Below are 20888 nucleotides of genomic sequence, written 5' to 3'. Positions count from 1 at the left end.
TGGCTTGCCGGCAAGCGCGCCTGACGCAAGACGGCCGGCGCGCAATCCCGCACCGGCCGTTTTCTCATGCCGCGCGCCGTTTCGCGCGGACACGCACGCATTCGAATCGCGACCTACGACCTACGACCTACGACCTACGACCTACGACCTACGACCTACGACTTGCGCTTGCCGCCGCCGTCCGGCTCGACGATCACCGTGCACGTCGTGCCGGCCGACAGCACGAGATCCTTCGGCACTTCGTCGATATGGATGCGCACCGGCACGCGCTGCGCGAGCCGCACCCAGTTGAACGTCGGGTTCACGTCGGCGACGAGATCGCGGCTCTGCGGATTGTCGCGGTCGTAGATGCCGCGCGAGATGCTCTCGACGTGGCCCTTCAGCACGCCGCCGCTCATGAGCCGCATCTGCGCCTTCGCGCCGATCTTCACGCGCGGCAGCTTGGTTTCCTCGAAGTAGCCGTAGACCCAGAACGAGTGGCTGTCGACGATCGCGAGCTTCGCCTGGCCGGCCGTCGCGTAGTCGCCCTTGAACACGCTCAGGTTCGTGATGTAGCCGTCGACCGGCGCGACGACGCGCGTGCGCTCGAGATTGAGCTTCGCGGCGTCGAGCGCGGCGATCGCCTGCTGGTACTGCGCCTCGGCGCTCGACGCGGTTTGCACCGAGTTCTCGCGGTTTTCCTTCGACACGACGAGCGCGTCGAGGTCCGCGCGGCGCGCGGCGTCGGCGCGGCGCATCTGCAGCTCGGCGCGGCGGGCGGCGACGGCCGCCTGCGCCTGCTCGACCGCGATCTGGTAGTGCGACGGGTCGATCTGCATCACGAGGTCGCCTTTCTTCACGAGCTGGTTGTCGCGCACCGGCAGCTCGACGACCGCGCCCGACACGTCCGGCGCGACGTTGACGATCTCCGCGCGCACGCGGCCGTCGCGGGTCCAGGGCTCGTCCATGTAATGGACCCACAGCGTGCGCCCGATCAGGATCGCGACGATCAGGATGGCGGCTGTCGCGACGAAGCCGAAGAGTTTTCGCAAGAGCATGATTCGATTCATATCAACGGTAGACGGCGAGACTGAGTCCGCCGCAAATGCAGACGAGGAGACTCGCCCGGAACAGCGACGGGTGCCAGACGACGCGGTAGAGGCCCGTATAAGCGAGCAGGCGGTCGATCAGCCAGGTCGCGAACGCGCCGATGACGAACATCAGCACGACGGTCGGCACGTACGCGTCGAGGATGGCGAGGTCGCGCGGCATCATGATGGAGCTCCTTGTTGGGCGGGGGGCACACGCCCGCCGTTGAGCGCGGCGAACGGCGATTCGGGATCGAGCAGCGCGGTGCGCACGAAATGCAGTTGCGACAGGATTCGCTGCATCTGACGACGCTCTTCGCGCGGCGGCGCGAACGTGACGAGCGCCTGCTGGGTCGCCGCGATCGCGTCGACGGCGGCCGCGAGCGCCGCGTCGAAGCGCGCGGGCGTCGGCTTGCCGAACAGCGCGGCGAGCGCGTCGCGCGCCGATTCGATCGCGCGCCGCCACGGCATCGTCGCCGCGTAGCGCGGATCGCGCGGCAGCGTCGCGAGCTCGTGGCGCAAATCGATCACCGCGTTGCCGGTCTCGAGCACCGCGAACATCCAGCGCAACGCGTCGCGCTGCGCGTCGGGCTGGTCGGCCGACAGTCCGTGCGCCTGGAACATCAGATCGCGCGCGCCGCTCTCGAAGCGCGTGCGCAGGCCCGCGAGGCGCGCATGGCACGCGGCGATCGCCTGATGGCGCAGATCGGCGAACAGGCGCTTCTTGAGCCACGGCGCGCTCGGCGGGAACAGCACCGCGAACGCGATCGCCGCAACGATCATCGACAGCACCAGCGCGAGCGCGTCGTTCATGAAGCCGACCGGGTCGTAGTGCGTGACGTTCTCCGGGCCGGCGAGCGTGCAGAAGAAGATCAGGTAGCCCGCGCCGCAGCCCGCGTACTTCGGCTTGAGCGACAGAAACACGCCGGGCGCGAGGAACGGCGCGAGCGCCGCGCACAGCAGCACGAAGCCGTCGATGTGCGGATAGACGCCGAACATCAGCACGAAGCCCGTGACGACCCCGAACGCGGTGCCGATCGCCATCTGCGCGGCCATCTTGGTCGGCTGCTGCGACGACGACGCGAGCGCGCACACGGCCGCCGCGTTCAGCACGAGCGTCACGCCGCTCGGCCACGCGCTCGCGATCCAGAACACGCTCAGGAGCAGCATCACGCTCGCGGTGCGGATGCCCGCGATCAGCGCGGCCGTCACGTTCGTGCGCGGCTCGTAGCGCTCGATCCAGCGCTCGCGCTCGTGCGTGCTCGCGGCGAGCGACGCATAGGTCGCCGCGTACGCGTGCAGATCGGTGATGAAGCGGTACAGCAGCTCGGACGCGGTGTCGAAGTCGAGGAGCGGAAAGCCGGGCTGCGTCTCGTGCTCGGCGCGCGTTGCGCGGACGCGGCGCGGCAGCGCGTCGCGATACGCGAGCAGGTGCTCGGCCGCGCCCGCGGCGTCGGCGGACGTGCGCACGTGCTCGCCGTCCTTCGACAGGAGCGGCGCGATCTCGCGGAAGTACGGCTCGAGCGCGTCGACCGCCTGCGCGCTCGTCGCGTGCAGCCGGTTCATCAACTGATGCAGCGCGTGGAAGCGGCTCGACGCGGTCATGAACTCGCTGTTCAGGCGCGACAGCCGGCCGCTGCGCATCCGCGTGTCCGGGTTCTCGAACACGGCCATGCTGCGCGCGGACTCGAAGCCGACGACGTCCGCGACGAAGCGCGTATGGACGCTCTCGATCTTCGAACGGTCGAGCGCACCCGCGAGCGCGGCCGCGACGTAATCGACGAACGCGCCGAAGCGCTGGCGCACCGTCGTGCGCATCTGTTCTCCCGTGTACTGCGGGAAGATCAGCGCGCTCACGATGCCCGCCGACAGGATGCCGACCGAGATCTCGGACACCCGCGTCATCGCGGTCATGAACGCGCCGTCGGGATGCTGCGACGCGGGCAGGCCGATCAGCGCGGCCGTGTAGCCGGCGAGCAGGAAGCCGTAGCTGCGGAAGTTGCGATTGCGCGCGGCGCCCGCCGTGCACACGGCGACCCACAGCGCGACCGCGAGGAGGAACAGCACCGGCTGCTGCGGGAACAGGCCGATGAGCGTGAGCGTCGCGCTCAGGCCGACGAACGTGCCGATGAGCCGGTAGAAGCTCTTCGCGAATACCGCACCGCTTTGCGGCTGCATCACGATGAACACGGTCGTCATCGCGGTCTTCGGCGCGGGCAGGTCGAGGACCATCGACACGCCGAGCGCGAGGAACGCGGCGACGAGCGCCTTCGCGAAATAGAGCCACGCGGCGCCGTCGGTGTGCGCCCAGTCGTTCATCGACGCGACGAACGCGGCGCCGGCCGATTGCGGCGGCGGGGTGGATGCGGGGGAGGCGGCTGACATGATCGGCTCCTCGGTTAGCGGTCGGCGCGCGCGGCGGACGTGGCGGCGTTCGCTGCGGCGGACGTCGGCACGGATGCGCCCGCGGCGGGCGCGACGATGTCGGTCACGGTCGCGACGGGGGGCGTCGCCGACGCGCGCGCCGCGATGGCGGCGCGGTTGCCGGTCGACGAAGTCGATGCAGCCGCGCCGGTCGGCGCACGGGCGCTGGTCGAAGTACCCGAAGTACCTGAAGCGGCCGTCGGCGCACCCGCATCCGCGCGCCGCGCATTGCCTGCCGGCGCATCGTGCGGCGCGTCGCTCTCGGTTTCGAGCCCGCCGCCGAGCGCGGCCATCAGCGACGCATGTGCGGCGAGCCGAGCGGCTTCGATGCGCGTCTGGTTCTCCTGCGCGGTGAGCAACTGGCTCTGCGCGAGCAGCACGTTCACGTAGTCGGTCAGCCCGCGGCTGAAGCCCGCATGCGACAGATCGTACGAGCGCTGCGTGAGCGCGACCGCGCGCGCGGCGTCCTTCTGCTGCGAGTCGAGCGAATGCAGCCGCACGACGTTGTCGGCGATGTCCTTCAGCGCGCCGACGATCGTCTGGTTGTATTGCTCGACCGCCTCGTCGTAGCCGGCCGACGCGACGCCCAACTGCGCGCGCAGCCGGCCGCCGTCGAAGATCGGCAGCGTGAGCGCGGGGCCCGCGGACCAGCCGCCGTTCATCGCGCGCAGGAACGTCGCGAACGGGGCGCTGACCGCGAAGCCGCCGAGCGACGCGATCAGGTCGACGTTCGGATAGAACGCGGCCTTCGCGACGTCGATCCCGCGCGCCTGCGCGCCGACCGTCCAGCGCGCGGCGACGACGTCCGGCCGGCGGCCGATCAGCTCGGCGGGCAGCGCGGACGGCAGGCCGGCGTTCGCGTCGAGCGCGATCTTGGGCCGCGCGAGCGACGCACCCGCGCCCGGTCCCTTGCCCGCGAGCGCGGCGAGCTGGTGGCGGCCGAGCTGAATGGCTTCTTCGTACGAATCGATCTGGCGCGAATAGTCGGGGAGCGGCGCCTCGGCCTGGCTCACTTCGAGCTGCGTGCCGATGCCCGCGCGAAGACGCTTGTGCGCGAGCTCGGCGAGCGCGCGCTGACGCTCGTAGGTCGTGTGCGCGATATCGAGGAGCGCGTAATTCATCGCGAAGTCGATGTACGCGCGCACGACGTTCGTTTCGAGCTCGAGCTGCGCGGCACGGGCGTCGGCCGCGCGGGCGCGCGCCGCGTCGAGCGCGCGCTCGGCGTTGTTCTTGTCCTTGCCCCACAGGTCGAGGTGGTACGACAGGCTCAGCGTGCCCGTGTTGTTCCAGGTGTCGGTGTCGGCGAGCCGGCCGGGGCCGTAATAGACGTTGTCCGGCCAGTGATGGCGCATCAGCGACAGGTTGCCGTTGATCTGCGGCAGTTCGTCGGCGTGCGCGATGCGCGCGAGCGACTGCGCCTCGCGCACGCGCGCCTGAGCGGCCGCGAGCGACGGATTGCCGACAAGCGACGCGGCGATCCATGCGTCGAGCTGCGGATCGCGATACGCGCGCCACCAGTCGGACGCGGGCCAGCCTGCGTCGCGGTCGGCCGCCGCGATCGCCGCGCCCGCGTCGAGCGACGCCGGATCGACCTGCTTTGCTTGCGGTGCAACATCGCCCATGCTCGCGCAACCGGCCATTATTAATGAGATTGCAAGAACCGCGAGTGCAAGCGTCCCTCTTGTTGCCGGAGACTGCACGATTTTCTCCCTTTCGGATAAAGATGAGTCGGATGCGATTATATTTTTTTGCGGATTGCCAAATAAACCGACAATGATGCAACGGATTCTTACGGACATTGAGATAATATTGTTGAATATTTATGCAACAATCCTCCCGGATTCAATAGGGAAATAGCATGGATACGCTCCAAAACATGCGTGTGTTCGTCCGCGTGGTCGATGCGGGCAGCTTCACGGCGGCGGCGCAGCAGCTCAATTCGACGACGGCATACGCTTCGAGAGCGGTTTCCGATCTCGAAGCGCACCTGCGCACGCGTCTCCTGAACCGGACGACGCGCCGCATCGCGCTCACCGAGGCGGGCGAGCGCTACCTGCAGCGCTGCGAGCAGATTCTCGCGTACGTCGAGCAGGCCGAGGCGGAGGCGAGCGATGCGCACGCGCGCCCGTCCGGCAAGCTTAAGGTGCACTGCATGACGAGCCTCGGCCAGCACTACACGGTGCCTGCGGTGTCACGCTATCAGCAGCGCTATCCGGAGGTCCACGTCGATCTGACGCTCGCGCAGCGGCTGCCGGACCTGCTCGACGAAGGATTCGACGTGTCGCTCGTCGTCGGGCGCGAGTTGCCCGATTCGGGGCTCGTGTCGCAGCGGCTCGGCGTGACGTTCAGCGTCGTCTGCGCGTCGCGCGCCTATATCGAGAGTCACGGCGCGCCGCAGCGGCCGCAAGATCTCGCGAGTCACGTGTGCCTCGGGATGGTCGCGCCGGGCCTCTACTGGGACGAATGGAAGCTGATGGGGCCGCGCGGCGAAGAGAGCGTGACGCTCGCGCCGCCGCCGTTTCGCGTGAACGTCGCGGAGGCGCTCGCGACCGGCATTCGCGAAGGGATGGGGATCGGCGTGCTGCCGCTCTATTCGGCGATCGCCGGGTTGCGCAACGGCGACTTCGTCCGCGTGATGCCCGAATACCGGTCGCACGTGATGAACATCTATGCCCTTTACGCGTCGCGCCAGTATCTCGACGCGAAGATCCGCACGTGGGTCGACTTCCTGCGCGACGAACTGCCTTCGATTCTCGAAGCCGACGAAGCGGCGCTCGAGCGCTTCACCGTGCAGACCTGAGGCGGCGCTCGACGGAATTGACGCATTTTGACGCTGTCGCAACACTTTTTTACGCTCATGCCGCGCCGGGTTTGCTACTGTCGTCCCGTGTATTCGTTTAACGCAATCGACGGATCGGGGGGGAATCGATGAATACGCCTTTGCTGCTGGGTTTTGGCGCGCTCTCGCTGTTCGGCGCAATCGGGATCGCCGCGTCGCGCGAGATGCTGCGCGCGCTCGAAGCGCAAAAGCGCCGCGCGCCGGTGCCGGTGCGTGTGCGCACGCATCGTCCGCATCGGGACGGCCGCCGCACCGTGCTCTGAACGCCTGCGCGGCGTGGTGTTCCTGTTCCGTTTCACCGCGCGCTCGCGTCACGCGAGCGCGACGATCTTGCCCCATTCGAACGACGGATTTTCCCGCTCGCCGGTGCGCCGGCGGATGTAGCCGCGCGGATTGCAGACGACCCGCGTGCCTTCCGCGGTCGTGTAGTCGAACGACGTATGCGTGTGGCCGTGAATCCATAGCGCGACGGGCGGCCGCACGAGCGCGCTCAGATCGCTGATGAAGCCGGCCGACGCGAGATCGTCGGCGTAGCGCGCGGCGAGGCTCGCGCGGTGCGGCGCGTGATGCGTGACGACGATCGTCGCGCCCGCCCACGGCTTTGCGAGCTCGCGCTCGAGCCACGCGCGGGCGGTGCGATGCAACGCGAGCGCGTCGCGCGGCGCGAAGCTGCGCGGACCCGGCTCGGCGTCGATGGCTCGGGCCGACGCCTTCCGTGCGGCGCCATGCGCGCGGGCCTTCTCCCCGTCGCCGGCATCGCTCGGCCAATCCACCTGAATCAAGCCCTTGAAATCGAGCATCACGCGCTCGCACGCGGCGATCGACTGCGCGCGCGCGTCCGCGTCGCTGCCGAACAGCTCGAAATCGCTCCAGAGCGTCGTGCCGAGTACGCGAAAGCGTCCGGCCGGATCGACGTAAGCGGCGTTGTTCAGGTAGTGGACGTGATCGAGCGTCGCGGCGGCATCGCGCATCGCCGCTTCGAGTGCGCCGAACTCGCCGTCGTAGTACTCGTGGTTGCCGGGCACATAGACGACGGGCATGTCCGGATCGAACGTCTCCGCCGCCCAGCGCAAGCCTTCCGCGTGATTGTGGATATCGCCCGCGAGCACGACGAGATCCGCGTGCGCGAACGGGATCGTGTCGGGCTCGTTGCATTCGAGATGCAGGTCGGACAGCACGCGGATCTTCACGGAAGGCTCCTTCGTGTCTCGGTTGGCGGCGTCAGCGCAGCACCTTGCCGGGGTTCATCAGGTTGAGCGGATCGAGCGCCGTCTTCAGCGCGCGCATCAGCCCGATCTCGACGGCCGGCTTGTAGCGCTGCGCGTCGTCGATCTTCAGCTGGCCGATGCCGTGCTCGGCGCTGATCGTCCCGCGATGCTTGTGGACATTGTCGTAGACGATCCGGTTGATGGGCGCCTGGTGCGCGGCGAGGAACGCCTTCGGATCGCCGCCCTCGGGCATCTGCACGTTGTAGTGCAGGTTGCCGTCGCCGAGGTGGCCGAACGTGACCATGCGCGCGCCGGGCGCGGCCGCCTGGATCGCCGCGTCGGTCTCGTCGATGAAGCGCGCGACCGACGAGATCGGCACCGCGATGTCGTGCTTGATGTTGAGCCCTTCGTCCGCCTGCGCGAGCGGGATGTGCTCGCGCAGATCCCAGAACGCGCGCGACTGCGCGAGGTTCTCGGCGACGACCGCGTCCACGACGAGCCCCGCCTCGAATGCCGCTTCCATCATCGTCTCGAAAAGCGCGCGCGCGTGCGTCTCGCTTTCGTTGTCGGACAATTCGAGGAGCACGGTCTGCGGATGCGTCGCGTCGAACGGGTAGCGCAACTGCGGATAGTGCTTGCCGACGAGCTTCATGCAGAAATCGGACATCAGCTCGAAGCCCGTCAGCAACGGGCCGGCGGCGCGTTGCGCGAGCGCGAGGAAATCGAGCGCCGCGTGCGGCGATTCGAGCGCGGCGAGCGCCGTGACCTTCGCGGCGGGGCGCGGATGCAGCTTCATCACCGCGGCCGTGATGATGCCGAGCGTGCCTTCGGCGCCGATGAAGAGATCGCGCAGATCGTAGCCGGTGTTGTCCTTGCGCAGCCCGCGCAGGCCGTCCCAGATCTCGCCTTGCGGCGTGACGACCTCGAGACCGAGGCACAGCTCGCGCGCGTTGCCGTAGCGCAGCACCGCGGTGCCGCCCGCGTTCGTCGCGAGATTGCCGCCGATCGTGCAACTGCCTTCCGCGGCGAGGCTCAGCGCGAAGAGCCGGTCCGCCTCCTGCGCGCGCGCCTGCACGTCGGCGAGGATCACGCCCGCCTCGACGGTGATCGTGTTGTTGTGCGGATCGAGCGCGCGCACGCGGTTCAGGCGCGCGAGGCTCAGCACCGCCTGCGCGCCGCTCGCGTCGGGCGTCGCGCCGCCCGCGAGGCCCGTGTTGCCGCCTTGCGGCACGAGCGCGACACGGTGCTCGGCCGCGAGCTTCACGAGCGCCGCGACCTCCTCGGTGTTCGCGGGCTTGAGCACCGCGCACGCGGCGCCCTGATAGCGGCGGCGCCAGTCGGTCAGGAACGGGGCGGTGTCGTGAGGATCGGTCAGCACGTAGTCGGCGCCGATCGCCTGGCGGCACGCGTCGACGAAAGCGGAGGAGGAAGACATGGCGTTCGTTCGGAGGTCTGGCAATCGAAAAAATCAGGAACGTGGGCGGCCGGGTGCGGACGGACGGTCTTGCGCGTGCTTCGCCGCCTGCTTTGTGGCCTGTTTCGCGGCGCGCTTGTACGGCGCGACGTAGGCGAGCGCCGCGCCGAAGGAGCCGAGCGCGAGCGCGGCCTCGAGCCAGCCGAGCCGCGCGGACAGGCCGCCGTCCGTCATGCCTCGCACAATGCCTTCTGCAAGATAAATCAAAATCAGCATCGACGCCCACTGCAGCGTGTAGACGCTGCGCCGCCACACGCCGGGCAGCGCCAGCGCGAGCGGCACGGCCTTCAGGATCAGCGCGGAGCCGCCCGGCCGCAGCGGCGCGAGCCAGGTTTCCCACGCGACGCAAAGCGCGATCAGCGCGACGAGGCAAAGCACGGCCGCGCGCGCGGCGAGCGGCTTCGCCGAGCCGGGCGCGGGCGCGTTCATGCGGACGCGGCGCCGAGCAGCGACGCGGTGCGTGCGAGCCGCGCGCCGAGCGCGTGCGCGAGCGCCTTTTCGTCGGCGGAAATGCGCTCGTGCGCGGCGTCGGCCGCGCGCGCGAAATGGGACGCGCCGTACGGTGTGCCGCCCGTCTGCGTGACGGACAGCGCGGATTCGGTATAAGGAATCCCGACGATCATCATGCCGTGGTGCAGGAGCGGAAGCATCATCGACAGCAGCGTCGATTCCTGGCCGCCGTGCAGGCTGCCCGTCGACGTGAACACGCAGGCCGGCTTGCCCGCGAGCGCGCCCGACAGCCATTGCGGCGTCGTGCCGTCGAGGAAGTACTTGAGCGGCGCGGCCATGTTGCCGAAACGAGTGGGCGAGCCGAGCGCGAGGCCTGCGCATTCGTCGAGGTCGCGCGGCTCCGCATACGGCGGGCCGTCGTCGGGGATGTCGGGCTGCGTCGCCTCGCAGACGGCCGACACGGGCGGCACGGTGCGGATGCGAGCCTGCATGCCCGGAACGCTGTCGATGCCCGCCGCGATCGCGAGCGCGAGTTCGCGCGTCGCGCCGTGGCGGCTGTAATAGAGCACGAGGATGTCTTTCATAGGCCCCTTGAATGAGCGGCTATTATAGGGGCTGAAGCCGCTGCGAAGGGGCGCGGCTCGACCTGCCGCGCGACGCGCGCGGCAGGTGCAGCAAAAGGAGAAAGCCGTTGCCGAAGTTGAGCGTCGATCTCGACATCATCAAGCGTCTCGCGCGCTTCGCTGCGAAGCGCAGCGCGGAAGACCGGATCCCGCAGGTCGCGGGCAGTCTCACGTTCACGACGATGCTCGCGCTCGTGCCGCTCGTGACGGTCGCCTTCGCGCTCTTTACCGCGTTTCCGATGTTCGCGTCGTTCCAGAACTCGCTGCAGGGGTTCCTCGCCGATCACCTGATGCCCGCGCAGTTCAACAGCCAGATTTTCAAGTACCTGAACCAGTTCGCGTCGAAGGCGAAGGGGCTGACGACGGCGGGCCTCATCGTGCTCGTCGTCACGGCCGTGATGACGATGATGACGGTCGAATCCGCGTTCAACCTGATCTGGCGCGTGCGCAAGCCGCGGCCGTTCGCGCAGCGCGTGCTCGCGTACTGGGCGCTCATCACGCTCGGGCCGCTCCTGTTCGGCGTGAGCCTGTCGATGTCGTCGTATCTGTTCACGAAATCGCTCGCGTTCGCCGGGTCGACGAGCACGCCGCCCATCTTCGAATGGCTGCTGACGGCCGCGTCGCTGCCGCTCACGGTGCTCGCGTTCACGCTGCTCTACGTGTATCTGCCGAACTGCACGGTCGCGTGGCGCGACGCGGCGGTGGGCGGCGTCTGCGCGGCGGTTGCGTTCGAGCTCGCGAAGCGCGGCTTCGGCTACTACGTGCGGCGCATCCCGACCTATACCGCGGTGTATGGCGCGTTCGCGACCGTGCCGATGTTCCTGTTGTGGATGTATCTGAGCTGGTTCGTCACGCTCGCGGGCGCGATGATCGCGTCGGCGCTGCCGGCGATCCGGGTCGGCCAGTTTCACAGAATCCACTATCCGGGCAGTGACCTGCTCGATTCGCTGGAATTGCTCGCGCGGCTCGCCGAGGCGCAGGAGGCGGGCAAGCCGGGCTATACGGCCGCGCGGCTCGCGCTGATGGCGCGCTGCGACATGGAAACCGCGCAGCGGCTCCTGTCGACGCTCGAGGAACGCGAGTGGGTCGCGCGGCTGCAAAGCGGCAACGACGCCGCGCCGCACTACGTGATGCTCGCGAACCCGGAGCGCCTGACGGTCGCGAATCTGTTCGACGTGCTCGTGATCGACCGGTCGGAGCTCGTCTACCAGGCGCAGCGCGGCAAGACGGAGGTCGACTGCACGGCGCTTCTCGATGCGTTCGTGAGCGAGAAGCTCGATCTGTCGCTCGCGGAGCTGATCGCGCGCCGCAAGACGGGGGCGGCGCGGGGCGCGCAGGAGGCCGCGCGGTCGACGTCGGCGCGGCCGCCGCGCACTGCCTGACGCGCGGACGAAGCGCCCGCCGCCCGCCGCCCGCCCAAGCGGGTCAGATCGAAAGCTTGCCGGTGCAGATGTCCTTGAACATCACCCAGTCGCCCATCAGGCTGTAGATCGGGTGCCGGAACGTCGCGGGGCGGTTCTTCTCGAAGAAGAAGTGCCCGATCCACGCGAATCCGTAGCCGCAGACGACGGCGGCGGGCAGCCACCACCAGAGGCCCGTCGCGAGCGCCATCGCGACGCAGCCGATCACGCCGAGCGAGCCGATGAAATGCAGTCGCCGCGAGACGATATTGCGGTGCTCGTCGAGATAGAACGGATAGAACTCGGCGAAACTCGAGAAATGCTCAGTATGCGCGGAATGTGCCATGACAGTCTCCTTGGGCGCCGGCGGCAGCCGCGCGGCGCGTCACGGGTTTCATTGTGCGGCGGGGCGCCGCCCGCCGCAACCGGTGCGGCTGCCCACCGCCGCGCGCTTTCCTTTTGCGGGGCTTTCCGTTAGGATCGAAAGCCGATTATGCACAAGTTGCAATAGGGGACAACGATGCGCGTCAGCGATATTCTGAAAGTCAAGGGCAACACGCTGTTTACCGTGACGCCCGACATGCCGCTGCGCAATGCGGTCGACACGATGGCGGAACACGACATCGGCTCGCTCGTCGTGATGGAGTACGGCGATCTCGTCGGGATCCTGACGTTCCGCGAGATCATCCTGCGCCTGAAGGCGAACGGCGGCAGCATCGGCGAGGTGCTCGTGCGCACCGTGATGGACGAGCCGCTCACGTGCACGCCGGAGACCGACATCGACGAAGTGCGCCGGATGATGCTTGAGCGGCACGCCCGCTACATGCCGGTGCTCGACAAGCGCGTGCTGATGGGCGTGATCTCGTTCTACGACGTCGCGAAGACGGTCGTCGAGGCGCAAAGCTTCGAGAACCGCATGCTGAAGGCGTACATCCGCGACTGGCCGGAACCCGACAGCGAAGAGCGCAAGCCGCTTGCAAGCTGAGCCCGCGCGCGGCCGCGCGTGCAGGCCGCCGGGCGGCGCATCCGGCCCGGCGATCACCATCATTTCTTCGTCCGCCTGCGTGTGCGATCGTGCCGACGCGATGCGCGGGCGCACCCACGCATGAGCGATCCCTCCATTCTTCCGACCGCGCGGCGCGGGAAGCACCACGCCCACCCGTCGCAGTTCGATCTGCTGCGCGAGCGCCGCTTCGCGCCGTTTTTCGCGACGCAGTTCATGGGCGCGCTGAACGACAACGTCTTCAAGATCGGCTTCACGTCGCTTGTCACCTATCAGACGGCGAAATTCAGCGGCATCGATCCGAAAACCGCAGCGTTCGTGATCTCGGCGATCTTCATTTTGCCGTTCGTGCTGTTTTCGGCGACGGCGGGGCAGATCGCCGACAAGTACGACAAGGCGCGCCTCACGCGCTTCGTGAAGACCTTCGAGATCGCGCTGATGGCGGTCGGCGCGGCGGGCTTCGTCACGCATGGCGCGCTGCTGCTGTATCTGTGCACGTTCATGATGGGCATGCACTCGACGCTGTTCGGGCCCGTCAAGTATTCGTACCTGCCGCAGCATTTGAACGATCACGAACTCGTCGGCGGCAACGGGCTCGTCGAGATGGGCACGTTCGTCGCGATCCTGATCGGCACGATCGTCGGCGGCGCAGCGGCGGGCATTTCGGGGCGCGGCGAGGTGCTGCTCGCCGTCTGCTGCGTCGGCGTCGCGCTCGTCGGGCGGCTCGCCGCGGCGGGCGTGCCGGCGACGCCCGCGCCGCAGCCGAACCTCGCGATCAACTGGAACCCTTTCTCGGAAACGTGGCGCAACCTGAAGCTCGCGCGCGAGAATCGCACGGTGTTCCTGAGCCTCCTCGGCATTTCGTGGCTGTGGTTCGTCGGCGCGACGTTCCTCACGTCGTTCTTCGGCTTCGCGAAGGACGTGCTGTCGGCGAACCCGGACGTCGTCACCGTGCTGCTCGCGACGTTCTCGTTCGGCATCGGCCTCGGCTCGCTGCTGTGCGAGCGGCTGTCGCGGCGGCGCGTCGAGATCGGGCTCGTGCCGCTCGGCTCGCTCGGCATCAGCGCGTTCGCGATCGAGCTTTACTTCGCGAGCCACGCGCTGCCCGCGCAGGCGCATCTGCTGACGGTCGGCGAGTTCCTCGGCCACGCGGCGCACTGGCGGATTCTCGCGGACCTGTTCCTGCTCGCGATGTTCGGCGGCTTCTACAGCGTGCCGCTCTATGCGCTGATCCAGAGCCGCAGCGCGCCGACGCACCGCGCGCGGATCATCGCCGCGAACAACATCCTGAATGCGCTCTTCATGATCGTGTCGGCGCTGATGGCGATGCTGCTCACGAAGGCGGGCGTCAGCATTCCGGGGATCTTCCTCGTGACCGGGCTCCTGAACGTCGTCGTCGCGTCGTACATCTATTCGCTCGTGCCGGAGTTCCTGCTGCGCTTCATCGCGTGGGCGCTCGTGCACACGTTCTACCGGATCCGACTCGTGCACGCGGAGCGGATTCCGGACGACGGCGCCGCGCTCCTCGTCTGCAACCACGTGAGCTATGTCGATGCACTCGTGCTCGCGGCGGCGAGCCCGCGGCCGATCCGCTTCGTGATGGATCACCGGATCTTCAAGACGCGCTTCGCGAACTGGGCGTTCCGCCACGCGAAGGCAATCCCGATCGCGCCGCGCCGCGAGGACCCCGCGATGCTCGCGCGCGCGTACGACGCATGCGAGGCCGCGCTGCGCGAAGGCGAGCTCGTCTGCATCTTTCCGGAAGGCAAGCTGACGAAGACGGGCGACATCAACGCGTTCCACCACGGTGCCACCGAGATCCTGGCGCGTGCGAGCGTGCCCGTCGTGCCGGTGGCGCTGCGCGGGCTGTGGGGCAGCGTGTTCTCGCGGCACGAGGACGCGCGCTGGCCGCGTCCCGTGAAGCGCGGCGTGATGAGCCGTCTCACGCTCGCGGTCGGCGAGCCGATCCCGGCCGCGGCGGCGACGCCCGAGGCGCTGCAGTCCGCCGTGGCGGAGCTGCGCGGCGCGCGGAAGTAAGCGGCGCACGCGGCGGGCGGAGCGGCAGCCGCGTCGTGGCGGCCGCCCGCGTTCGAACGTGGTTCAGGCAGGGCGGTGCGTTCCGGTGCCCGCCCGGTCGCCTCGATGTCCGATCGAGAAAGCCCGTTGCATCGCGCGCCGGCCGCTTTCCCGCTTTGCTCCGAAGCGAACCGCTGCAATGGGCGCCATGGCCGATCGCGCGATGCGGCAAGGCGGCGGCGCGCGACATCGGCCGGCCGCGCGCCATATCGCCGCATCGCCCGAAACGGGCTGGCATAATAACGATTTCCCCGACTGACTCTCTTTGGACGGCCCTATGTCCGGCAACACCCTCGGCACGCTTTTCACTGTCACGACCTTCGGCGAGTCGCACGGTCCCGCGATCGGCTGCGTGATCGACGGCTGCCCGCCGGGCATGGCGCTCACGGAAGCCGACGTCCAGCTCGAGCTCGACCGCCGCAAGCCCGGCACGTCGCGCCACGTCACGCAGCGTCAGGAGCCCGATCAGGTCGAGATCCTGTCCGGCGTGTTCGAAGGCGTGACGACGGGCGCGCCGATCGCGCTCCTCATCCGCAACACCGACCAGCGCAGCAAGGACTACGGCAACATCGCCGACACGTTCCGCCCCGGCCACGCCGACTACACGTACTGGCAGAAGTACGGCGTGCGCGACTATCGCGGCGGCGGCCGGTCGTCGGCGCGGCTGACGGCGCCCGTCGTCGGCGCGGGCGCGATCGCGAAGAAGTGGCTGCGCGAGCGCTTCGGCGTCGAGGTGCGCGGCTACATGAGCGCGCTGGGCGAGATCGAGATTCCGTTCGTCGACTGGTCGCACGTGCGCGAGAACCCGTTCTTCGCGCCGAACGCGGATGTCGTCCCGCAGCTTGAGGACTACATGGACGCGCTGCGCAAGGACGGCGATTCGATCGGCGCGCGGATCAGCGTCGTCGCGTCAGGCGTGCCGGCCGGCTGGGGCGAGCCGCTCTTCGACCGCCTCGATGCGGACATCGCTCACGCGATGATGGGGATCAACGCGGTGAAGGGCGTCGAGATTGGTGCGGGGTTCGCGAGCGTCGCGCAGCGCGGCTCGGTGCACGGCGACGAGCTGACGCCGGAGGGCTTCGTCGGCAATCACGCGGGCGGCGTGCTCGGCGGCATCTCCACGGGGCAGGACGTCACGGTGTCGATCGCGATCAAGCCGACGTCGAGCATCCGCACGCCGCGCCGCTCGATCACGAAAGCGGGCGAGCCGGCCGTCGTCGAGACGTTCGGCCGTCACGATCCGTGCGTCGGGATTCGCGCGACGCCGATCGCCGAATCGATGCTCGCGCTCGTCCTGATCGATCACGCGCTGCGGCATCGCGCACAGTGCGGCGACGTGGCGACCGCGACGCCGAAGATCGCGGCGCGCGCGCCGGGGGCGGAGTGAGCATGGTTTGGACGCGCGGCGCATCGCGCGCCGCCTGCGTGCGGCGCGCGGAAATCGACGCGTATCGATGAAGTCGGCAAAAGACGAAGTCGAAAAAACGGGCGCCTCGGCGCCCGTTTCGTTTTGCCGCATCCGAGACGATGCGACCGCCATATGCCCGCGCGTCGCGCGGGCGCACGGTCACATGTTCGGATAGTTCGGTCCGCCGCCGCCTTCCGGCGTGACCCACACGATGTTCTGCGTCGGGTCCTTGATGTCGCAGGTCTTGCAATGCACGCAGTTCTGCGCGTTGATCACGAGACGATCGGTGCCGTCGTCGCTCTTCACGAACTCGTAGACGGCGGCCGGGCAGAAGCGCGCTTCCGGCCCCGCGTACGTGCGCAGGTTCACGTTCACCGGCACGGACGCATCCTTCAGCGTCAGGTGTGCCGGCTGGTTCTCCTCGTGATTCGTGTTCGAGACGAACACCGAAGACAGCCGGTCGAACGTCAGCTTGCCATCCGGCTTCGGATAATCGATCGGCTGGCACTGCGACGCGGGCTTCAGCATCTCGTGGTCCGCGTGCTGGTGATGCAGCGTCCACGGCACATTGCCGTTCATCAGCTTCTGCTCGATGCCGACCATCAGCGTGCCGAGGTACAGGCCCTTGCCCATCCATTGCTTGAAGTTGCGCGCGCGATAGAGCTCGGTGTAGAGCCAAGATGTCTTGAACGCGTCCGGGTACGCGGTCAGCTCGTCGGCCTGGCGGCCTGCCTGCACCGCGTCGAACGCAGCTTCGGCGGCGAGCATGCCGGTCTTGATCGCCGCGTGGCTGCCCTTGATGCGCGACGCGTTCAGGAAGCCCGCGTCGTCGCCGACGAGCGCGCCGCCCGGGAACACGGTCTTCGGCAGCGAAAGCAGGCCGCCTGCCGTGATCGCGCGCGCGCCGTACGACACGCGCTTGCCGCCTTCGAGGAACGGGCGGATCGCCGGGTGCGTCTTGTAGCGCTGGAACTCCTCGAACGGCGACAGGTACGGGTTCGTGTACGCGAGGCCGACGACGAAGCCGACGACGACCTGATTGTTGTCCATGTGATACAGGAACGAGCCGCCGTACGTGTCGGGCGACAGCGGCCAGCCGGCCGTGTGGATCACGAGGCCCGGCTTGTGCTTGACCGGATCGATCTCCCACAGCTCCTTGATGCCGATCCCGTACGCCTGCGGATCGCTGTTCGCGTTCAGCTTGAACTTGTCCATCAACTGGCGGCCGAGGTGGCCGCGCGCGCCTTCGCAGAAGAGCGTGTACTTCGCGTGCAGCTCCATGCCGAGCTGGAAGTTCTCGGTCGGCTCGCCGTCCTTGCCGATCCCCATGTTGCCCGTCACGACGCCCTTGACCGAGCCGTCGTCGTTGTAGAGGATCTCGGCCGCCGGAAAGCCCGGGAAGATCTCGACGCCGAGCGCCTCGGCCTGCTGGCCGAGCCAGCGCGTGACGTTGCCGAGGCTGATCACGTAGTTGCCGTGGTTCTTGAAGTTGTCCGGCAGCGCCCAGTTCGGCACTTGCATCGAACCTTTCTCGGTCAGGAACAGGAAACGGTCTTCGGTGACTTCGACGGAAAGCGGCGCGCCTTGCGCCTTCCAGTCGGGGAACAGCTCGGTGATCGCGCGCGGGTCCATCACCGCGCCCGACAGGATGTGCGCACCGATCTCCGAGCCCTTTTCGAGCACGCAGACGCCGATTTCCGTGCCTTTCTCGGCGGCGAGCTGCTTGAGCCGGATGGCCGCCGACAGGCCCGCAGGGCCGCCGCCGACGATCACGACGTCATATTCCATCGATTCGCGAGGGCCGTATTGCTCGATGAGGCTTGCGGGGGTCATGATCGCTCCTCTAACCATTAGAATGCTTTTATTCGGGACCGTATTGTCGGCGAAATAAAACGCTTGCCGCAACAGCGAGATCCTAGATTAGCACGATCGTTCTATTTGAGGGGTTGGGTCGCACGCGGGAACGCTTCATACTGGTGCGGCATGATGTCATCGGAATAATGAGGAGTCGGCATGGGCCGTTCGATCAATCTGGAAGGCAAGGTCGCGTTCATCACGGGCGCGTCGAGCGGTCTCGGGCAGCGCTTCGCGCAGGTGCTGTCGCAGGCGGGCGCGAAGGTCGTGCTCGCGAGCCGGCGCGTCGAGCGCCTGAAGGAACTGCGCGCGGAAATCGAGGCGGCGGGTGGCGCCGCGCACGTCGTGTCGCTCGACGTCACCGATTACCAGAGCATCAAGGCGGCTGTCGCGCACGCGGAAACGGAGGCGGGCACGATCGACATCCTCGTCAACAATTCGGGCGTGTCGACGATGCAGAAGCTCGTCGACGTGACGCCTGCCGATTTCGAGTACGTGTTCGATACGAACACGCGCGGCGCGTTCTTCGTCGCGCAGGAAGTCGCGAAGCGGATGATGATGCGCGCGGGCAACGGCAATGCAAAGCCGGCGTACCGGATCATCAACATCGCGTCGGTCGCGGGCCTGCGGCCGTTCTCGCAGATCGGCCTGTACGCGATGAGCAAGGCGGCCGTCGTCCACATGACGCGCGCGATGGCGCTCGAATGGGGCCGCCACGGAATCAACGTCAACGCGATCTGCCCCGGTTACATCGACACCGAGATCAATCACTATCTGTGGGATACCGAGCAGGGCCAGAAGCTGCAGTCGACGCTGCCGCGCCGGCGGGTCGGCAAGCCGCAGGATCTCGACGGACTGCTGCTGCTCCTCGCCGCCGACGAGTCGCAGTTCATCAACGGCTCGATCGTATCGGCCGACGACGGCCTGGGCCTTGCGTGAGCGGCCGCGCCGAACGGTTTCACCTTGCAGAAAAGAAGAGTGCGATGAGCGATTACACCCCTGTTTTCGAAATGTCGATGCCGATCCGCTGGGGCGACATGGACGCGTTCGGTCACGTGAACAACACGGTCTACTTCCGCTACATGGAAGAGGCGCGCGTCACATGGTTCGGCAAGCTCGGCATCGCGGGCGGCAACGGCGAGGGGCAGGGGCCCGTCGTCGTCAACGCGTCGATGGAGTTCCTGAGGCAACTGCACTATCCGGGCGATGTCATCGCGCGGCTGTCGGCCGCGAAGCCCGGCCGCAGCAGCTTCGACACGGCGTTCGAACTGACCCGCTTGGACGACCCCGAGCATGTGTACGCGCGCGGTGCCGCGCGCTGCGTGTGGGTCGACTACGCGCTCGGCAAGTCGGCGCCGCTGCCGGATCTGTTGCGCAATACGATCGAAAGCGCGCTGCAGGCGAAGGTTGCTTGAGCGCGGCGGCGCGCTGACGCTCGTTTTTCCGCTTGCTTTCTCGAGGCCTCACCAGCCGGGGCCGACCGGCGCGTAGCCCGGGGTTTGATTGGCTGCCGCCGCAGCGGCAGCGCCGAAGTTGGGCCAGGCCGGATAGTACTGTCCCGACACGGCCTGGTACGTTCCGGCGATCTTGGGTGCTCCTGCCGTTCCGGTCGATCCCGTCGAGGAGGTGATCGTTACCAGGCCGAAATACGGCTCGTAGATGTTTGCGCTGTACGCCGACGATAGCACCATGTCGGAGTAGCAATACGCGTAAACCGGCCCGTATTGGCCGTATGGCTGATTGGCTATCCACGCCATCAGCGCCTTGTACTCGCGGGCCTGATTCGCCTGCGTCAGGTAGGAAGGCGCCATCGTCTGAAAATCCGCGTTCGTGTATTGCTGCGAACTGCCGCCCAGTTGGCCGGTGAAATTGGTGGCGCCGTCCGATGCGGTTGTCGCAACGCCGAATTCCGTGATCACGATGGGTTTGCCTCCATCGCCGTTTGCGCTCATCAGGTCGCGCAGGCTCGTTCCCGTGTAACTGGCGAAGGTCTTGCCGGTGGGGGATGGCCAGCCGTAGGAAGGCGACGAGAACGTATGCCACATGATGTTGAACGGATTTGAGTAATCCGGGTACACGGAGTTGAGGGTCGTGCTCGGACACTGATCGCCGGGCGATTGCCAGTCGTCGCTGTGACAATGAGGATGGTGAGCGAGCCCGTCGAAATACCCCTTGGCGCCGTTCGCGTACATCACGGCCAGCCAGTCGCGGGGCTCCCATTGCGACGGAGCCGGGTATCGGGAATCCACCGAATTCGCGAGACCGGCTATGCCGGTCGACGGCAGCGCACCGGTTCCATTGTTTGGAGACGTGTTGCATCCCGAACTGCCGCCCGCATAGACGTATGCCGATGGATTGCCCTGTTTGATCGCCGGATACGCGCTCTTCAGGAGCCGGGTATAGAGCACTGGATCATGAGGGATGAAATTGGGGCCGCAATTCGGCTCGTTCCAGATTTCCCACGCATCGATTTTTCCGCCGTAACTGTCGCTGCTGTAATGTTTGGCGGCCGCCCGGGCAAAGTTGGTGTACGACGTGAGATTTGGCGCGCATAGCGCGTAGGCGCCGTTATTCGACTGCCGGTAGTTGCTCGGACATTGCGAACTGACTGCCCAGCGCGGCGTCAATGTGATCACGCCGAGAATTCGCATTCCATAATTTCTCGCTGCCCGAACGATGAGGTCCGTCGTGCCCCAGGTCAGGCCGCTACTGATGCCGGGATTGGGATCGCTGGTGAAGATCCATGTCGACGCCGGCTGGATCTGCGACCAATCGAGATGAATGCGCACCCAGCGCACGTTCATTCCGGCAACGCCCGCCATATAGTTATTGATCGCCTGCGCAGGATTTTGGGAATTCTGATTGATAATATCGAGGATTTCGCCGCCCAGATCGATGCCGGTTGCCGGCGTATTGGTTTGAGAAAATGCGCAATGGCATCCGATCAAGTTCATCATAAAAAAGACGAACAAATATCTTGCTCTCGCGATAATCATAAATTCACCTGGCCTTTTTGATTGGTATAGTTAATTTGAGATTTAAATAATCCAATCGATGCGAGA

General features: G+C 67.2%; 19 protein-coding genes. 8 read left to right on the top strand and 11 right to left on the bottom strand.

Going from position 1 to position 20888, the window contains the following annotated elements; all coding sequences use genetic code 11:
• Nucleotides 1-155 precede the first annotated feature (155 nt).
• Genes WS62_RS20300 through WS62_RS20285 form a run of 4 tightly spaced genes read right to left on the bottom strand, consistent with a single transcriptional unit; the run spans nucleotide 156 to nucleotide 5131 of the window.
• Nucleotides 156-1037: an efflux RND transporter periplasmic adaptor subunit gene (locus WS62_RS20300; protein WP_066574608.1), complete on the bottom strand. Its 882-nt coding sequence runs from the start codon at nucleotides 1035-1037 to the stop codon at nucleotides 156-158.
• 13 nt (nucleotides 1038-1050) lie between these two features.
• Complete coding sequence (locus WS62_RS20295) at nucleotides 1051-1254, bottom strand: DUF1656 domain-containing protein (protein ID WP_004191885.1); 204 nt, start codon at nucleotides 1252-1254, stop codon at nucleotides 1051-1053.
• A complete protein-coding gene (locus WS62_RS20290; protein WP_066574452.1) occupies nucleotides 1251-3452 on the bottom strand; it encodes an FUSC family protein in 2202 nt (733 codons plus the stop codon). The genes WS62_RS20295 and WS62_RS20290 overlap by 4 nt, the downstream gene beginning before the upstream one ends.
• Nucleotides 3453-3466: 14 nt before the next feature.
• On the bottom strand, nucleotides 3467-5131 hold the full coding sequence (locus tag WS62_RS20285) for an efflux transporter outer membrane subunit (protein ID WP_066574450.1): 1665 nt from the start codon (nucleotides 5129-5131) through the stop codon (nucleotides 3467-3469).
• Between the two features lie 218 nt (nucleotides 5132-5349).
• Here WS62_RS20285 and WS62_RS20280 point away from each other — a divergent pair, with 218 nt between their 5' ends.
• Both WS62_RS20280 and WS62_RS37490 read left to right on the top strand, forming a co-directional pair.
• Complete coding sequence (locus WS62_RS20280; RefSeq protein WP_066574448.1) at nucleotides 5350-6291, top strand: LysR family transcriptional regulator; 942 nt, start codon at nucleotides 5350-5352, stop codon at nucleotides 6289-6291.
• A gap of 128 nt (nucleotides 6292-6419) precedes the next feature.
• A complete protein-coding gene (locus WS62_RS37490; RefSeq protein WP_197422880.1) occupies nucleotides 6420-6593 on the top strand; it encodes a hypothetical protein in 174 nt (57 codons plus the stop codon).
• A gap of 48 nt (nucleotides 6594-6641) precedes the next feature.
• Here WS62_RS37490 and WS62_RS20275 read toward each other — a convergent pair whose 3' ends face one another.
• Genes WS62_RS20275 through wrbA form a run of 4 tightly spaced genes read right to left on the bottom strand, consistent with a single transcriptional unit; the run spans nucleotide 6642 to nucleotide 10046 of the window.
• The gene (locus WS62_RS20275; RefSeq protein ID WP_066574446.1) at nucleotides 6642-7520 is read right to left on the bottom strand and encodes a metallophosphoesterase; all 879 of its coding nucleotides are present in this window, start codon (nucleotides 7518-7520) and stop codon (nucleotides 6642-6644) included.
• A gap of 31 nt (nucleotides 7521-7551) precedes the next feature.
• Nucleotides 7552-8973: an FAD-binding oxidoreductase gene (locus tag WS62_RS20270; protein WP_066574445.1), complete on the bottom strand. Its 1422-nt coding sequence runs from the start codon at nucleotides 8971-8973 to the stop codon at nucleotides 7552-7554.
• Nucleotides 8974-9006: 33 nt separating this feature from the next.
• On the bottom strand, nucleotides 9007-9441 hold the full coding sequence (locus tag WS62_RS20265) for a DUF2069 domain-containing protein (RefSeq protein WP_066574442.1): 435 nt from the start codon (nucleotides 9439-9441) through the stop codon (nucleotides 9007-9009).
• Nucleotides 9438-10046: an NAD(P)H:quinone oxidoreductase gene (gene wrbA / locus WS62_RS20260; RefSeq protein WP_059597795.1), complete on the bottom strand. Its 609-nt coding sequence runs from the start codon at nucleotides 10044-10046 to the stop codon at nucleotides 9438-9440. The genes WS62_RS20265 and wrbA overlap by 4 nt, the downstream gene beginning before the upstream one ends.
• Before the next feature lie 107 nt (nucleotides 10047-10153).
• On the opposite strand from wrbA, the gene WS62_RS20255 reads away from it, so the two are divergent.
• Nucleotides 10154-11467 (top strand): YihY family inner membrane protein, encoded by a 1314-nt coding sequence (locus WS62_RS20255; RefSeq protein WP_066574440.1) that lies wholly within the window; start codon nucleotides 10154-10156, stop codon nucleotides 11465-11467.
• A 43-nt stretch (nucleotides 11468-11510) separates the two neighbouring features.
• On the opposite strand, the gene WS62_RS20250 is transcribed toward WS62_RS20255, so the two are convergent.
• Nucleotides 11511-11831, bottom strand: coding sequence for a DUF962 domain-containing protein (locus tag WS62_RS20250; protein WP_010104217.1), 321 nt, complete (start codon nucleotides 11829-11831; stop codon nucleotides 11511-11513).
• Between the two features lie 174 nt (nucleotides 11832-12005).
• Here WS62_RS20250 and WS62_RS20245 point away from each other — a divergent pair, with 174 nt between their 5' ends.
• The 3 genes from WS62_RS20245 (at nucleotide 12006) to aroC (ending at nucleotide 15951) form a co-directional block, all read left to right on the top strand.
• On the top strand, nucleotides 12006-12470 hold the full coding sequence (locus WS62_RS20245; protein ID WP_059474189.1) for a CBS domain-containing protein: 465 nt from the start codon (nucleotides 12006-12008) through the stop codon (nucleotides 12468-12470).
• A 120-nt stretch (nucleotides 12471-12590) separates the two neighbouring features.
• On the top strand, nucleotides 12591-14525 hold the full coding sequence (locus WS62_RS20240; RefSeq protein ID WP_066574438.1) for an MFS transporter: 1935 nt from the start codon (nucleotides 12591-12593) through the stop codon (nucleotides 14523-14525).
• A gap of 316 nt (nucleotides 14526-14841) precedes the next feature.
• Complete coding sequence (gene aroC, locus WS62_RS20235) at nucleotides 14842-15951, top strand: chorismate synthase (protein WP_066574436.1); 1110 nt, start codon at nucleotides 14842-14844, stop codon at nucleotides 15949-15951.
• 180 nt (nucleotides 15952-16131) lie between these two features.
• Here the strand turns inward: aroC and WS62_RS20225 are convergent, their stop codons facing one another.
• Nucleotides 16132-17805 carry an electron transfer flavoprotein-ubiquinone oxidoreductase gene (locus tag WS62_RS20225; RefSeq protein ID WP_082721130.1) on the bottom strand — a complete coding sequence of 558 codons (1674 nt, stop codon included), beginning with the start codon at nucleotides 17803-17805 and terminating at the stop codon, nucleotides 16132-16134.
• 180 nt (nucleotides 17806-17985) lie between these two features.
• Here WS62_RS20225 and WS62_RS20220 point away from each other — a divergent pair, with 180 nt between their 5' ends.
• Entirely contained in the window at nucleotides 17986-18765 is a 780-nt protein-coding gene (locus tag WS62_RS20220; RefSeq protein ID WP_059474193.1) for an SDR family oxidoreductase, read from the top strand.
• Nucleotides 18766-18809: 44 nt separating this feature from the next.
• Nucleotides 18810-19241: an acyl-CoA thioesterase gene (locus tag WS62_RS20215; RefSeq protein WP_066489469.1), complete on the top strand. Its 432-nt coding sequence runs from the start codon at nucleotides 18810-18812 to the stop codon at nucleotides 19239-19241.
• A gap of 48 nt (nucleotides 19242-19289) precedes the next feature.
• Here WS62_RS20215 and WS62_RS20210 read toward each other — a convergent pair whose 3' ends face one another.
• On the bottom strand, nucleotides 19290-20822 hold the full coding sequence (locus WS62_RS20210; RefSeq protein WP_066574428.1) for a cellulase family glycosylhydrolase: 1533 nt from the start codon (nucleotides 20820-20822) through the stop codon (nucleotides 19290-19292).
• Nucleotides 20823-20888: the final 66 nt, after the last annotated feature.

Source organism: Burkholderia sp. ABCPW 14 (assembly GCF_001523835.1).
Classification (GTDB): domain Bacteria; phylum Pseudomonadota; class Gammaproteobacteria; order Burkholderiales; family Burkholderiaceae; genus Burkholderia; species Burkholderia mayonis.
Note: the sequence above shows the minus strand (reverse complement) of the source record. Positions and strands in the feature narration are given on the sequence as shown.